This window comes from Pseudomonas sp. AM8 (assembly GCF_036346475.1).
Taxonomy (GTDB): Bacteria; Pseudomonadota; Gammaproteobacteria; order Pseudomonadales; family Pseudomonadaceae; genus Aquipseudomonas; species Aquipseudomonas marginalis.
This window is the reverse complement of record NZ_JAOTNX010000009.1, coordinates 161,703-175,673: the sequence shown is the minus strand read 5'-3', so window position 1 is coordinate 175,673 and position 13,971 is coordinate 161,703. Positions and strand designations below refer to the sequence as shown.

Genomic DNA, 13,971 nt, shown 5'->3' with positions numbered 1-13,971 from the left:
GCCCGGGGCGCTGAGCCGCCCCGGTCTGATTTTTCCCGGCAACCTTCTCGCGGCTGGCATACTGGCACCCTTTCCGGGCCCTGGCGCCTGGCTGTCATGGGGAAGTGCGGTGAAGAAAATTGCAGTGTTCGCCGATGTACAAAACCTCTACTACACCGTCCGCCAGGCCTATGGTTGCCATTTCAACTACGCCGCCCTGTGGGCTGATATCAGTTCGCGTGGGCAAATCGTCGAGGCCTATGCGTATGCCATCGACCGCGGTGACAGCAAGCAGCAGCAGTTCCAGCAGATCCTGCGCAACCTGGGGTTCACGGTAAAGCTCAAGCCGTATATCCAGCGCAGCGACGGTTCGGCCAAGGGTGACTGGGACGTGGGCATCACCATCGACATCATGGACGCCGCCGACCACGTCGACGAAATTGTGCTGGCCTCCGGTGACGGCGATTTCGACATGCTGCTCGACCGCATCATCCACAAGCACGGCGTCGAAGCCGTGGCCTACGGTGTACCGGGGCTGACGGCCAACTCATTGATACGTGCCGCCAGCCGCTACGTGCCGATCGAAGGCGCGTTGCTGCTCAAATAAGCACAGCGGCTTAATAAATAAAGGGTTAGACGGAGTTGGAACAGGTTTGGAACGTATAGCGGTCATCGACTTTGAAACCACCGGCATCACCCCGAGCAGCCACTGCCGGGCCACGGAAATCGCGGTGGTTATCCTCGAGCGCGGCCAGATCGTGGACCGCTACCAGAGCCTGATGAACGCCGGTGTGCGCGTGCCCGGTTTTATCGAGCAACTCACCGGCATCAGCAACGCCATGCTGCGCAGCGCCCCGCCGGCCGAGCGGGTGATGAACGAAGTCAACGAATTCGTCGGCACCACGCCGCTGATGGCGCACAACGCCGCGTTCGACCAGAAGTTCTGGGATTTCGAACTGGGCTTGATCCGCCGCACCCGCCTGCAAAAATTCGCCTGCTCCCTGCTGCTGGCCCGCCGCCTGATGCCGGCTGCGCCCAACCACAAGCTCGGCACCCTCAACGCCTACGCGAAACTGCCCCACACCGGCCAGGCCCACCGCGCGCTGGCGGATGCGGAAATGGCCGCCAACCTCACGGCGCACCTGGCCCAGGAACTGCGGCGTACCCATGGCTTGCGCGAACTGTCCCACGACCTGCTGTGCACCCTGCAGAAAGTGCCGGCGGCGAAGATCAATGAGCATCTGAAGAAACATCGCGGGTTCTGATAGAACAACGCCGTTCAAAAAAATGTGGGAGGGGGCTTGCTCCCGATGGACATAGGTATCTAAACAACTTTGGCTCAACGCTCAACGCCCGGCAGATAGAGCTGTTGTGGTGAGCGGGCTTGTCCCGCGTTGGGCTGCGTAGCAGCCCCAGTAGAGAAGAACGCGGTGTATCAGACACTCTGTAGAGGCTGGTTTTGGGGCTGCTTCGCAGCCCAACGCGGGACAAGCCCGCTCGCCACAGGGAGATTTGTCAGGGTCTGGAAGGTTGTGTAGATACCCATGCCCCGATGGCGGTAGATCAGGCAACCGTTTTGCCATTGACCTCCAACTGCCCCAACGGCACCCGCCGCTCGATCGCGCTCGACAAAATGATCGAGGTCTTGCTGAACCCGAATTTCGCCAGCCGATTGATCAAGTTCTCCAACTCCGGCATCGAGCCCACCGCCGCTTGCATGATCACGCACGGATCGCCCGTTACCCGGTGGCATTCGGTCAACTCCGGGATTTCGGCCAGTGCGTCATAGACCTTCTGGTTGCCGTGGTTGGTCAGCCGAAGTTCGATCACGCACTGAATCGGCAAGCCCACTTTCGAAAAATCCACCTTGGCCTGGTACCCGGTGATCACCCCGCTGGCTTCCAGCTTGGCCACGCGTTCGGCCACGGCGGGGGCGGAGAGGTTTACCGTGCGGGCCAGTTGCGCGTAGGAGGCGCGGCCGTCTTCGAGCAGGGCGCTGAGGAGCATGCGGTCGTATTTGTCCATCGGAAGGCTCCAGTTGCGCGTGGCTTTCGAAAGCATTGTTTATAGCCATCATAACCATGTTTTGAAAAGTGTATGGGCGGTTTAAACAGGTTTTGTAACTTATGTTTAACAACCTGCCTTTTTAGAATAAGCCTCTCTTATCTCTGCCTTCGAGCCGCCCAATGCCTGGCACACGTCGCTTTCCCTTACCGTTGATCGCCGCCTTTTTTGCACTGTATGTGATTTGGGGTTCCACCTACCTGGTGATTCGCATCGGCGTTGAATACTGGCCACCGCTGATGCTGGGCGGCATTCGCTTTTTGCTGGCGGGTGCGGCGATGTATGGCTTTTTGCGTTGGCGTGGGGCGCCGGCGCCGACCTGGGAGCAGTGGAAGGCCGCTGCCAAGATCGGTATTTTGCTGCTGACCTTCGGCAATGGCGCGGTGAGTGTGGCCGAGCACACTGGGGTGTCGTCCGGCGTGGCGGCGCTGGCGGTGGCGACCGTGCCGTTGTTCACCTTGCTGTGTGGGTATTTCTGGGGCGCGCGCAATACCCGGCTGGAATGGGCCGGGGTGATCCTGGGCATGATCGGCATCGCCATGCTCAACATGGGCAGCACGTTGCAGTCGAGCCCCATGGGCGCCGCTTTATTGTTGTTTGCAGCGGCGTCGTGGGCGTTTGGTTCGGTGTGGAGCCGGCGCCTGCCGTTGCCGCCGGGCGCTATGGCCAGTGCCGCAGAAATGCTGGTGGCCGGGGCGACACTGTTGATCGCCAGCGCGCTGACCGGTGAGCGCCTGCAAGCCATGCCGCCGCTGGAAGGCTGGCTGGCCCTGGCTTACCTGGCCGTGTTCGGCTCGATCATCGCCTTCAACGCCTATATGTACCTGCTCAAGCACGTACGCCCGGCAGCCGCGACCAGCTATGCCTACGTCAACCCCGCCGTCGCAGTGTTGCTGGGGATTGTGTTCATCGGCGAGACCATCGGTCTGGAAGAGGCCCTGGCCATGCTGGTGATTATCAGCGCCGTGCTGTTGATCAGCCTGCCCCAGTGGCGAAAGCCCAAGCCGGAAATAAGGTAAACTGCCGCGCATTACGCCCTTGCGCTGAATTTTTCCTACGGTAACTACATGACTTTCGCCACACTTGGCCTGATCGAACCCTTGCTGCGCGCCCTTGAGACGCTCGGCTACCAGACCCCGACGCCGGTGCAGGCGCAAGCCATTCCGGCGGTGCTCGCCGGTCGCGACCTGATGGCCGCGGCCCAGACCGGCACCGGCAAGACCGCCGGTTTCGCCGTGCCGCTGCTGCAACTGCTGACCATGGAAGGGCCGAAAGTCGCCGCCAACTCGGCGCGCGCGCTGATCCTGTGCCCGACCCGTGAGCTGGCCGAGCAGGTTCACGCCAGCGTTGCCGAATACGCCCAGCACCTGCCGCTCACCACCTACGCGGTGTACGGCGGCGTGAGCATCAACCCGCAGATGATGAAGCTGCGCAAGGGCGTCGACATACTGGTCGCCACGCCGGGCCGCCTGATCGACCTGTTCCGCCAGAACGCGCTGAAACTCAACCAGCTGCAAACCCTGGTGCTGGACGAAGCCGACCGCATGCTCGACCTGGGCTTCTCCGAAGAACTGGCGAACATCTACCGCATGCTGCCGAAAAAGCGCCAGACGTTACTGTTCTCCGCGACCTTCTCCGATGACATTCGCCTGCTGGCCGGGCAGATGCTCAACGACCCGCTGACCATCGAAGTCAGCCCGCGTAACGTCGCCGCCAACACCGTCAAGCAATGGGTAGTGCCGGTGGACAAGAAGCGCAAGGCGGAGCTGTTTGTGCACCTGATGCGCAAAGGCCGCTGGAAGCAGGTGCTGGTGTTTGCCAAGACCCGTAACGGCGTGGATGCGCTGGTGGATAAGTTGCAGGGCCTGGGCATCAACGCCGATGGCATCCATGGCGACAAGCCGCAAGCCACGCGCCAGCGCGCGCTGGACCGTTTCAAATCGAGTGAAGTGCAGATCCTGGTCGCCACCGATGTAGCGGCCCGTGGCCTGGATATCGAAGACCTGCCGCTGGTGGTCAACTTCGACCTGCCGATCGTGGCGGAGGACTACATCCACCGCATCGGCCGGACCGGTCGCGCGGGTAACACCGGTGAGGCGATTTCCCTGGTGTGCGCCGATGAAGTCAACATGCTGTCGGCCATCGAGATGCTGACCCGCCAGACCTTGACCCGCAAGATGGAACAGGACTTCGAGCCGGAACACCGCGTGCCGGATACCGATGCCAGCGGTCAGGTGGTGAAGAAGCCGAAAAAACCGAAGAAGCCCAAGGCGTCCGGTGGTGGCGGTGGTAAACGCAACCTCGGCAAGTGGGTGGACAGTGGTGAAGTGGCGCCGTCGGAGCCTTCGATCAAGCCAGTGCGTAAGGTGCCGGTGTTTAATACCGGGCCGCGTAAGAAGAAGTGATTTTGCGGGGTGGCTGATGGCCTCATCGGGGGCAAGCCCCTCCCACATTTTGAATGTATTCACAAATCAAACTGTGGGGGCTTGCCCCCGATGGCGGCTTTGAATCCACCGCAGATCTCAGCGGTTGAGCCACTCCAACATCCCCCGCCCAGCCGCTCTGCCACTGGCAAAACACCCCGTCAGCAAATACCCCCCGGTCGGCGCTTCCCAGTCCAGCATCTCCCCCGCACAAAACACCCCCGGCAATTGCTTGAGCATCAGCCGCTCATCCAACGCCTCAAAGGGCACACCGCCTGCGGTGCTGATGGCTTCATCCATCGGCCGTGTCTTCACCACTGTCAGCGGCAACGCCTTGATAGCCCCCGCCAACTGCGCCGGGTCGTTGAAGTGTTCGGCGGGTGCCAACTCGCGCAGCAGCGCCGCCTTGACCCCATCGAGGCCCAATTGACTGTGCAAATGCTTGCTCATCGAGCGTGAGCCACGCGGCTTGGTCAAGGCGGCCTGGACCTTGTCCAATGGCTTGCTCGGTAGCAAATCGATATGCACCGTCGCCGAGCCATTACGGTTGATCGCCTCACGAATCGGCGCCGACAGCGCGTAGATCAAACTGCCCTCGATACCGGTGGCGGTGACCACGCATTCGCCGAGTCGCGGCTTGTCATCCCCCAGCCCAATGGCGACGTTTTTCAACGGCGCGCCGGCGAATTTGCTGACCATCAATTCACTCCAGGCCGACACCTCGAAGCCGCAATTGCTGGGTTGCAGTGCCACGTAAGGCACGCCTTTATCCTCCAGCAGCTTGAGCCAGGCGCCGTCGGAACCCAGGCGCGACCAACTGCCGCCGCCCAAGGCCAACAGCACAGCATCGCTGTGAACAACTTTTTCGCCGTCCGGGCTGTGGATAAGTAGATCACCCTCGGCATTCCAGCCCACCCAACGGTGCCGGGTGTGGATAACCACGCCCTGGTCGCGCAGGCGTTTGAGCCAGGCACGTAATAGCGGGGCGGCTTTCATATCGGTAGGAAATACACGACCGGAGGTGCCGACAAAGGTTTGAATACCCAGACCATGAATCCACTCGCACAACGCCTCGGCCCCAAACCCGCGCAGCATCGGCGCCATATTCGCGGCACGCTCGGCGTAGCGCGACAGGAACGCGGGGTACGCTTCGGAGTGGGTGATGTTCATGCCGCCCACGCCCGCCAGCAGGAATTTGCGCCCCACCGAGGGCATGCCGTCGTACAGGTCTACTCGCACCCCGGCCAGGCTCAAGACTTCGGCGGCCATCAGCCCGGCAGGGCCACCGCCGATGATGGTGACGTGTCGAGAGGAAATATCGGGCATGGGCAGGGCTACGATCGCGGAAATAGGCCGAGCATTCTACCCGAGGCGCGCGGCGCTGCCTGATCAAAAAACGTACAGCTTCCTACAGGCTATACGGATGCAGGCTTTCAGACGCTTACGCTCAAGTTATCCACAGGCCGTTCCACAGGCATTGTGGGTAACGCCCACACTTCAATGACACCCTGATGACGTCCACACCCGCTGCGCGCTGTGGTGCAGGATCCCGTGGCGGCGGGCCAGGGCCGGGCGATCCTTGCTGTAGCCGCCACCGATCACGCCCATCACCGGGATGTCGCGGCCCAGGCAATGGCGCATCACGCTTTCATCGCGGGCGGCCACGCCTGCGTCTGTCAGCTTGAGGTAACCGAGGGCGTCATCCTTGTGCACATCGACGCCGGCGTCGTAGAGCACCAGGTCCGGCTGGTAGAGCGGCAGCAGGTAGTTGAGGGCGTCGTCCACCACCGTGAGGTAGTCGGCATCGCCCATGCCCATGGGCAGCGGGATGTCCCAATCGCTCTGGGCTTTGCGCGCAGGGAAGTTCTTTTCGCAGTGCAGGGACACGGTGATTGCATCCGGCATGTCGTGGAGGATGCGCGCGGTGCCGTCGCCCTGGTGCACGTCGCAGTCGAAGATCAGCACGCGGTTGACCCGGCCGCTGGCCAGCAGGTAATGGCTGATCACCGCCAGGTCATTGAAGATGCAAAAGCCCGCCGGGTAGTCGTAGTGGGCGTGGTGGGTACCGCCCGCCAGGTGGCAGGCCAGGCCATGTTCCAGCGCCTGCTCCGCCGCCAGGATCGAGCCGCCGACCGCGCGCACGGTGCGCCGGGCCAGGGCTTCGCTCCAGGGCAGGCCAAGGCGCCGTTGGTCTTCGCGGGACAACTCGCCGCTCATGTAGCGTTCGATATACCCAGGTTCATGGGCGAGGGCCAGAATCTCCGGTGGGCACAACGATGGGCGCAGCAATTGGCTGTCCTCGGTCAGGCCGCTGGCCACCAGGTGGTCACGCAGCAGGCGGAACTTGTCCATGGGGAACCGGTGGTCTGCCGGGAACTCAGGGCTGTAGTCATCGTGGTAGATCAATGGCAAAGGCATGGGATTTTCTGACGGGGATCTGCGAAGGATCTTAACAGCGCTGTACACTCACGCACATGGCAAGGGGAGGGGACCCATGGAGGAGATATTGCAATTGGAAAGCGCGCGCCTGGTCATGCGCCAGTGGCGCGATGCAGACCTGACGGAATTCGCGCGCATGTGTGCCGACCCGCAGGTGATGCGCTATTTCCCGGCCAGATTGAGCCACCTGGAAAGCGCCGCCCTGATCGGCCGGATTCGCGGCCACTTCGCCGAATACGGTTTTGGCCTGTGGGCCCTGCAACGCAAGGACACGGGTGAGTTCATCGGCCTGACCGGGTTGCAGAACGTCAGTTTCGAAGCGGGCTTTACCCCCGCAGTGGAAATCGGCTGGCGCCTGGCCCGTGAGCATTGGGGCCTGGGTTATGCCAGTGAGGCGGCCTGGACCGCGCTGCGCTGTGGTTTCGACCGTTTGCAGTTGGACGAAATCGTCGCCTTCACCACTCAAGCCAATCTGCCATCACAAAAAGTCATGCAGGCCATCGGTATGCATTACGATCCCCAGGCAGATTTTGCACACCCCAAGGTCGCAGCCGATGACCCGCTGCGCCCCCACGTTTTGTACCGCATCACCCGCGCCCAATGGTTGGACACGCTGCACGGATAAGCAGCCCGGAATGCCCTATCGATTGTTGTAGGAGTTGCTCTATGAGCCAAGTATTGGAAGATCTGGTGGACTTGCTGACCCTGGAGCCGATCGAGGAAAACCTCTTTCGCGGCCGCAGCCAGGACCTGGGTTTTCGCCAACTGTTCGGTGGCCAGGTGCTCGGCCAGTCGCTGTCGGCCGCCAGCCAGACCGTCGAAGAAGCGCGGCATGTGCATTCCCTGCATGGCTATTTCCTGCGCCCCGGCGATGCGAAGTTGCCGGTGGTGTACTCGGTGGACCGTGTACGCGATGGCGGCAGTTTCAGCACCCGCCGCGTGACGGCGATCCAGAAGGGCCACCCGATCTTCACCTGCAGCGCTTCGTTCCAGTACGACGAGGCCGGCTTCGAGCACCAGACCACCATGCCCGTGGTGGTCGGCCCGGAAAACCTGCCGTCGGAGCTGGAGCTGACCCAGCAGCGCGCGCACCTGATCCCCGAGCATATGCGCGACAAGCTGCTGTGCCCCAAGCCCATCGAAGTGCGCCCGGTCACCGAAAAAGACCCGTTCAACCCGCAGCCGTCCGACCCGGTCAAATACGTGTGGTTTCGCGCCGATGGTGCCCTGGCGGATACGCCGGCGCTGCACAAATACCTGCTGGCCTACGCCTCCGACTTCGGCCTGCTGACCACCTCGTTGCTGCCCCACGGCAAGACTGTTTGGCAGAAAGACATGCAGGTCGCCAGCCTCGACCACGCGTTGTGGTTCCACGCCGACCTGCGTGCCGATGACTGGTTGCTGTACGCCATGGACAGCCCATGGGCCGGCAATTCCCGTGGGTTCTCCCGCGGCAGCGTGTACAACCGCGCCGGGCAACTGGTGGCGTCGGTGACCCAGGAAGGTTTGATCCGCCATCGCAAGGATTGGGCATGAGCCTGACGGACGTTAAGCACTGGGTGTTCGACATGGACGGCACCCTGACGGTGGCGGTGCATGACTTTGCGGCGATTCGCGTGGCCCTGGACATTCCCCCCGAGGACGACATCCTCACTCACCTTGCCGCATTACCGGCGGACATCGCAGCGGCCAAGCACGCCTGGTTGCTGGAACATGAGCGCGAGCTGGCGCTGGGCTCCGTCGCGGCGGACGGTGCGGTGGAACTGGTGCGCGAGCTGGCCGGGCGCGGTTATCGCCTGGGCATTTTGACCCGCAATGCGCAGGAGTTGGCGCATATCACCCTGGAGGCGATTGGCCTGGCGGACTGCTTTGCCGTGGACGATGTGCTGGGGCGCGACGATGCGCCGCCCAAGCCCGATCCGGGTGGGTTGTTGAAATTGGCGGCGGCGTGGGATGTATCGCCGAGCGAGATGGTGATGGTCGGCGATTACCGTTTTGACCTGGACTGCGGCCGGGCGGCAGGGGCGCGGACGGTGTTGGTCAACCTGCCGGAGAACCCGTGGCCGGAGCTGGCGGATTGGCATGCTGCAGATTGCGCGGTACTGCGCCGGATGATTTAGGCCAGGCAATAGAGATCAAATGTGGGAGGTGCGGTTTCTTCAGTTAATGCTGGGAAAACAGTACCTTCTGGCCCTCGGGCGACGTAAACATCCTATCCCCGTCATGCCCCACCCCCGGCACTTCCACCAGCGTCTGGCGCAACTGCGGATGGCGCTGCTTGAGGTAGTCAAAGTAGTTGTGCCCGCGAATCAGCCGATACGCGCCCTGGGTCTCGGCTTCGCAGCTTTTATCCAGTGCCGGGTGGTTCGGGTCGGTGTCCTGCTGGCCCAGCAGGTAAGTGATGGTGCGTGATACGTAGGCCTGTTCCAGCTGCTCGGCGCTTTGGCCGTTGGCGTAGGCCGGCAGGTGCTGCATGCCGTACTTCCAGGCGTTGAAGCCCGGGCAACTGGCGGTCTCGAACTTCACCGGCCGCTGTGGGCTGAAGTAGGCATAGGACGAGGGGTTGGCCACCACATAACGCAGGCGGATGCCCTCGGTTTGCAGGGTCGGGTGCGCGTGGCCGGTGAGGGCGAAGCGCTGCACCACCTGGCCGCCGCCGGAATGGCCGGCGACCACGATTTCCTTCAGCGCCGGGAACAGCGTGCGGTTGCCCAGGTGCTTGATGATCTGGTCGAGGGCGCCGAAAGAGCTGATCTGGCCCGGGCCGGTCGAGGCGTCGCCGGCCATCCAGTCATTGCCCTTCCAGCGCAGCACCTGGTTGCCCAGGTGGTTGCGCTTCATGTCGGACCCGTTCAGAAACTGCGGCGCGATTACCAGGGTGTTGGCGGCGACGCCGGCGTGTTCGGCGGCATCCATTCCGCTTTGCAGGTAGGTCTGCGCATTACGCAGGCGCCCGTGCACGATGATCAACGCGCGGGTGACGTCGGGCAGTGGCTGGCGCCAGTCCTGGCTCAGGCCGAGGCTGAGATCGCCGGCCTCCAGATGAAAACGCTCGGGGCTGAGCACCTTGACGCCATGCTCGGCGGCCCAGGCGGATGATGAGATGAGCAACAGGCCCAACAGCAGTCCCAATCGTTGATTCATTTATAGGCTCTTGGCAGCGAACGTGTCGCATTGAGTGATCTGGCCCTGGGCGAAGCCGGTCTTGAACCAGCGCACCCGCTGTGCCGAGGTGCCGTGGGTAAACGAGTCCGGCACCACGCGTCCCTGGCCCTGCTGCTGCAAACGGTCATCGCCGATGGCGTTGGCCGCATTCAGCGCTTCTTCAATATCGCCCGGTTCCAGCCAGTTCAGGCGCTTTTGCGCACGGTTGGCCCACACACCGGCGAAGCAGTCGGCTTGCAGCTCCTGGCGCACCAGCAGGCCACCGTCGCCTTGCATCTGCCGGCCTTGCTGGCGTGCGGCCTGGATCTTCGACGAAATGCCCAGCAACGTTTGTACGTGGTGCCCGACTTCGTGGGCGATCACATAGGCCTGGGCGAAATCGCCGGCCGCCTGGAAGCGTTGGGACATTTCCCGGAAGAAATCCAGGTCCAGATAAACCTGCTGATCCGCCGGGCAATAGAACGGGCCGCTGGCCGAGGTGGCGCCACCACAGGCGGAATTGACCCGGCCACGGAACAGGATCAGTTTCGGGTTTTTGTAGACCAGGCCGTTTTCCTTGAACACCTGGCCCCAGGTGTCTTCGGTATCGCCCAGCACCGCGCGTACGAAGTCGGCTTGCTCATCGTTGGCCGGCGGCGCCTGGCGTGACTGCGTACTCACCGAGGGCGCCTGTTCCATCTGGCCGGTCAACTGGCCGAGGATCTGCATCGGGTCCTGGCCGGTCAGCCAGCCGATGCCGACGATCAGCACAATCGCGGTCAGGCTCAGGCCCTTGCCGCCGCCAAAGCGCATCCCGCCACCGCCGCCGCCACTGTCATCGCGGGCATCCACCACGTTGTCGCTGCGTCGGCCTTTTTTCCATAGCATGGGGCAATCCTCTTGATCAGCCTTCGGTAGGAGCGAGGGGGACGCCTAGTCCTTGCACGCGAAAAACGCACAAACACCGCGTTTAACCAGATTGCCCGCTTTATCGTTAACGATTTTCGCGAGCAAGCTCGCTCCTACACTAATTTTAGTGTCTGAGTATGGTCGGTATTAACGGCAATAGCCTTCGCCGGTGGCGACGATCAGGCAGTCTTTTTTGTCCGCCAGCCATTTCAGCCCGGTCGCTTCTCCGTCGCCGGCGCGCAGCAATTGGGGGCCGTCCGGACGGGTGAAGGCGATGCCGTCTTCGGCCGCTTCACCCTTGAAGGTGCCCGAGTCGTCGGCGTCGAGGCCGTATTGCATGGTCAGGAGGTAATGGCCACGGCCGACGCTGTCGTCCTTGGCGATGGTCAGGTGCAGGCCTTCGACGCCGATCCATTTGCCGACCCATTTATCCGTGGGCGGGGTTTCGGGTACCAGGGTGGCCTGCACGGAAGGCGGCGCAGGTTTGGGCGCTGGCGTGGACGCCTGGTCGCAGGCGGTCAGCAGGGCAAGGGCAGAAAGAATAAAGAAGATTTTTTTCATAGCGGCAAGGCCTTGGTTAAAAAGTATGCAATGCGCAGGCTAAGGTGCTGCGTTGGACTCGAATGCGGTGATTTAGTGCGCTGTTCGCCCGCTGTTTGGTTATGCTCTTGGGGCAGGCGCCAGCCCGGCTGCTAGATTACCGGGTTGAGCGCTGTTTCGTTCAGTGCTCAGCGTTCCGCTCGCCACGCAAGAGAATTCCATGACTGTCAGCACCCCCCTTTCCGGCGTCAACCATCCTTTCAAAGGCATTTTGCTGATCGTGTTGGCGACATTCCTGTTCTCCAGCCACGATGCCTTGTCCAAATACCTGGCCGGGTTCTACCCGATCGTGATGGTGGTGTGGGTGCGCTACGTGGTGCACACCTTGCTGATGGCCGGGATTTTCCTGCCGCAATCAGGGCTGCGCGTGCTGCGCAGTAAACGCCCGGGGATGCAGGTGGTGCGGGCCTTGTGCCTGTTGGGCACCAGCCTGTTTTTCACCACGGCGCTGCATTACATCCCGTTGGCGGAAGCCACGGCGGTGAACTTCCTCGCGCCGATCCTGGTGACGGCACTGTCGGTGCCGCTGCTTGGCGAACACGTGACACGCGGCCAATGGCTGGCGGTGATCTGCGGTTTCGTCGGCGTGCTGGTGATCATTCACCCAGGCGGTGAGTTGTTCACGCCCGCGGTGTTATTGCCGCTGTGCTCGGCGCTGTTCTTCTGCTTCTACCAACTGCTCACGCGCATCCTCAGCCAATACGACACGCCCACCACCAGCAACTTCTTCGCCGGGCTGTGCAATACCTTGGTGATGAGTGCGATGGTGCCGTTCTTCTGGCAGGTTCCCACGCTGTGGCATGGCGTGTTGATGCTGGCGCTGGGCACCTGTGGGATGACCGCGCACTTGATGCTGACCCAGGCGTTTCGCTTCGCGGCACCGGCCTTGCTGGCGCCGTTCGGCTATTGCCAGATCGTCTTCGCGGGGTTGTTGGGCTGGCTGGTGTTCAACCATACCCCCGATGTGACCACGGTGGTCGGCATCGGGGTGATCTGCATGAGCGGTCTGGCCGCTGCCTGGCAGCAGCGGCGCAGGTGATCAGGCGTCTACGGTCGGAATCTTGCGCGGTGCCATGAAGTACATCCAGGTCAGCGCAATGAAGTACATCGCCGGGATCAGGGTGAACAACACGGTGTAGTTGTTGTTGGTGACGGTGAGGATGTGACCGACGATCTGGGTCATGAACATGCCGCCGATGGCCGCGCACATGCCGCCGAAACCGAACACCGTGCTCATCATGTGCTTGGGCGTGTAGTCCATCACCAGGCTCCAGATGTTGGCGGTCCACGCCTGGTGCGCACCGATGGCCAGGGAAATGGCAAACACCGCGACCCACAGCTGGCTGGAACCGGCCGCCATGATCACGCCGACGATGCAGCAGGCAAACAGCAGCATTGACAGCAACCGCGCCTTGATCGAGTTCATCCCCCGACCGATCAGGAACGAAGACAGAATCCCCCCGCCCACACTGCCGAAGTCGGCGGTCAGATAGATGATGATCAGCGGGATACCCATCTGGGTCACGTTGATGCCCAGGTTGTATTGCTGGTTCAGGAACGGCGGCAGCCAATACAGGTAGAACCAGAACACCGGTGCGGTGAGTGCATAAGCGATGGCAAAGGCCCAGGTGCCGCGCATGCGCAGGATGCGGCTGAACGGTACGCCGGGTTGTTCCGGTTCGACTTCCCGTTGCACGTAGTCCAGTTCGGATTGTTTAACGCTCGGGTGGTCTTCCGGGTTGTAGTACTTCAAGCCCCAGAACACCAGCCAGATCGCGCCCAGCGACGCCATGCACAGGAACGCCGCCTGCCAGCCCCACACGTGCAGGATCAGCGGCAGCAGCATCGGCGTCATCATCGCGCCGACGTTGGTACCGGCGTTGAAGATACCGGTGGCCACCGCACGCTCACCGGCGGGGAACCACAGGCGGGTGGTCTTCACGCAGGCCGGGTAGTTGGCGGCTTCGGTCAGCCCGAGGATAAAGCGGCAGACCATAAAACCGACCGCCGAAGTGGCCAAGCCATGGGCGCCAGTGGCCAGGCTCCACAACAGTACGGCGCAGAAGAACACGCGCTTGACGCCCACGCGGTCGATGAGTCGGCCTTGCAGCACGAAGCCGATGGCGTAGCCGACCTGGAACCAGAAGTTGATGTTGGCGTAGTCCATCGCCGTCCAGCTCATTTCCTTGGCCAGGATCGGTTGCATCACGCCCAGGGCGGCGCGGTCGATGTAGTTGAGGGTGGTGGCGAAGAACACCAGGGCCAGCATGCCCCAGCGGGTTTTACCCACGGCCATGGCGCCGCGGATCTTGTCGCCGATGCCGGCGTGCGGGGTGCCCGGGCGCGCGGCCAGGGCGGAATTTTGCGAAGGCATGTGGTTGTACCCGTTTTTTGAAATTTTTATGAGGTGTTG

15 protein-coding genes are annotated in these 13,971 nt (G+C 62.3%); 8 read left to right on the top strand and 7 right to left on the bottom strand.

Annotation, left to right across the window (positions count from 1 at the left end; genetic code table 11):
- Nucleotides 1-109: 109 nt before the first annotated feature.
- Together V3W40_RS21515 and V3W40_RS21510 are read left to right on the top strand one after the other, a co-directional pair.
- Nucleotides 110-586 (top strand): NYN domain-containing protein, encoded by a 477-nt coding sequence (locus tag V3W40_RS21515; RefSeq protein WP_024077544.1) that lies wholly within the window; start codon nucleotides 110-112, stop codon nucleotides 584-586.
- Nucleotides 587-632: 46 nt separating this feature from the next.
- Entirely contained in the window at nucleotides 633-1,244 is a 612-nt protein-coding gene (locus V3W40_RS21510) for a 3'-5' exonuclease (RefSeq protein WP_065924992.1), read from the top strand.
- 298 nt (nucleotides 1,245-1,542) lie between these two features.
- Here V3W40_RS21510 and V3W40_RS21505 read toward each other — a convergent pair whose 3' ends face one another.
- Nucleotides 1,543-2,004 carry an Lrp/AsnC family transcriptional regulator gene (locus V3W40_RS21505; RefSeq protein ID WP_065924993.1) on the bottom strand — a complete coding sequence of 154 codons (462 nt, stop codon included), beginning with the start codon at nucleotides 2,002-2,004 and terminating at the stop codon, nucleotides 1,543-1,545.
- Between the two features lie 161 nt (nucleotides 2,005-2,165).
- On the opposite strand from V3W40_RS21505, the gene yedA reads away from it, so the two are divergent.
- Together yedA and V3W40_RS21495 are read left to right on the top strand one after the other, a co-directional pair.
- The gene (gene yedA, locus V3W40_RS21500) at nucleotides 2,166-3,062 is read left to right on the top strand and encodes a drug/metabolite exporter YedA (RefSeq protein WP_330215628.1); all 897 of its coding nucleotides are present in this window, start codon (nucleotides 2,166-2,168) and stop codon (nucleotides 3,060-3,062) included.
- Between the two features lie 48 nt (nucleotides 3,063-3,110).
- Complete coding sequence (locus V3W40_RS21495) at nucleotides 3,111-4,448, top strand: DEAD/DEAH box helicase (RefSeq protein ID WP_065924995.1); 1,338 nt, start codon at nucleotides 3,111-3,113, stop codon at nucleotides 4,446-4,448.
- A gap of 117 nt (nucleotides 4,449-4,565) precedes the next feature.
- Here the strand turns inward: V3W40_RS21495 and V3W40_RS21490 are convergent, their stop codons facing one another.
- Entirely contained in the window at nucleotides 4,566-5,792 is a 1,227-nt protein-coding gene (locus V3W40_RS21490) for a TIGR03862 family flavoprotein (RefSeq protein WP_330215627.1), read from the bottom strand.
- Nucleotides 5,793-5,963: 171 nt separating this feature from the next.
- Nucleotides 5,964-6,884 carry a histone deacetylase family protein gene (locus V3W40_RS21485; RefSeq protein WP_065924997.1) on the bottom strand — a complete coding sequence of 307 codons (921 nt, stop codon included), beginning with the start codon at nucleotides 6,882-6,884 and terminating at the stop codon, nucleotides 5,964-5,966.
- A 76-nt stretch (nucleotides 6,885-6,960) separates the two neighbouring features.
- On the opposite strand from V3W40_RS21485, the gene V3W40_RS21480 reads away from it, so the two are divergent.
- From V3W40_RS21480 to V3W40_RS21470, 3 genes are read left to right on the top strand one after another with little or no spacing between them, the layout of a single operon-like run.
- Nucleotides 6,961-7,530 carry a GNAT family N-acetyltransferase gene (locus V3W40_RS21480; RefSeq protein ID WP_065924998.1) on the top strand — a complete coding sequence of 190 codons (570 nt, stop codon included), beginning with the start codon at nucleotides 6,961-6,963 and terminating at the stop codon, nucleotides 7,528-7,530.
- Between the two features lie 41 nt (nucleotides 7,531-7,571).
- Complete coding sequence (gene tesB, locus V3W40_RS21475; RefSeq protein WP_027605282.1) at nucleotides 7,572-8,441, top strand: acyl-CoA thioesterase II; 870 nt, start codon at nucleotides 7,572-7,574, stop codon at nucleotides 8,439-8,441.
- Nucleotides 8,438-9,025, top strand: a complete 588-nt coding sequence (locus V3W40_RS21470; RefSeq protein ID WP_330215626.1) for an HAD family hydrolase — start codon at nucleotides 8,438-8,440, stop codon at nucleotides 9,023-9,025. The genes tesB and V3W40_RS21470 overlap by 4 nt, the downstream gene beginning before the upstream one ends.
- A gap of 43 nt (nucleotides 9,026-9,068) precedes the next feature.
- Here V3W40_RS21470 and V3W40_RS21465 read toward each other — a convergent pair whose 3' ends face one another.
- From V3W40_RS21465 to V3W40_RS21455, 3 genes are all read right to left on the bottom strand, one after another.
- Nucleotides 9,069-10,049, bottom strand: a complete 981-nt coding sequence (locus V3W40_RS21465) for an alpha/beta hydrolase (protein WP_330215625.1) — start codon at nucleotides 10,047-10,049, stop codon at nucleotides 9,069-9,071.
- Nucleotides 10,050-10,937, bottom strand: coding sequence for a KPN_02809 family neutral zinc metallopeptidase (gene ypfJ, locus V3W40_RS21460; RefSeq protein WP_065925001.1), 888 nt, complete (start codon nucleotides 10,935-10,937; stop codon nucleotides 10,050-10,052).
- A gap of 168 nt (nucleotides 10,938-11,105) precedes the next feature.
- On the bottom strand, nucleotides 11,106-11,519 hold the full coding sequence (locus V3W40_RS21455; protein ID WP_330215624.1) for a membrane lipoprotein lipid attachment site-containing protein: 414 nt from the start codon (nucleotides 11,517-11,519) through the stop codon (nucleotides 11,106-11,108).
- A gap of 199 nt (nucleotides 11,520-11,718) precedes the next feature.
- Between V3W40_RS21455 and V3W40_RS21450 the strand changes: the two genes are divergently transcribed.
- Complete coding sequence (locus V3W40_RS21450) at nucleotides 11,719-12,597, top strand: DMT family transporter (protein WP_065925003.1); 879 nt, start codon at nucleotides 11,719-11,721, stop codon at nucleotides 12,595-12,597.
- On the opposite strand, the gene V3W40_RS21445 is transcribed toward V3W40_RS21450, so the two are convergent.
- On the bottom strand, nucleotides 12,598-13,932 hold the full coding sequence (locus V3W40_RS21445) for an MFS transporter (RefSeq protein ID WP_065925004.1): 1,335 nt from the start codon (nucleotides 13,930-13,932) through the stop codon (nucleotides 12,598-12,600).
- Nucleotides 13,933-13,971: the final 39 nt, after the last annotated feature.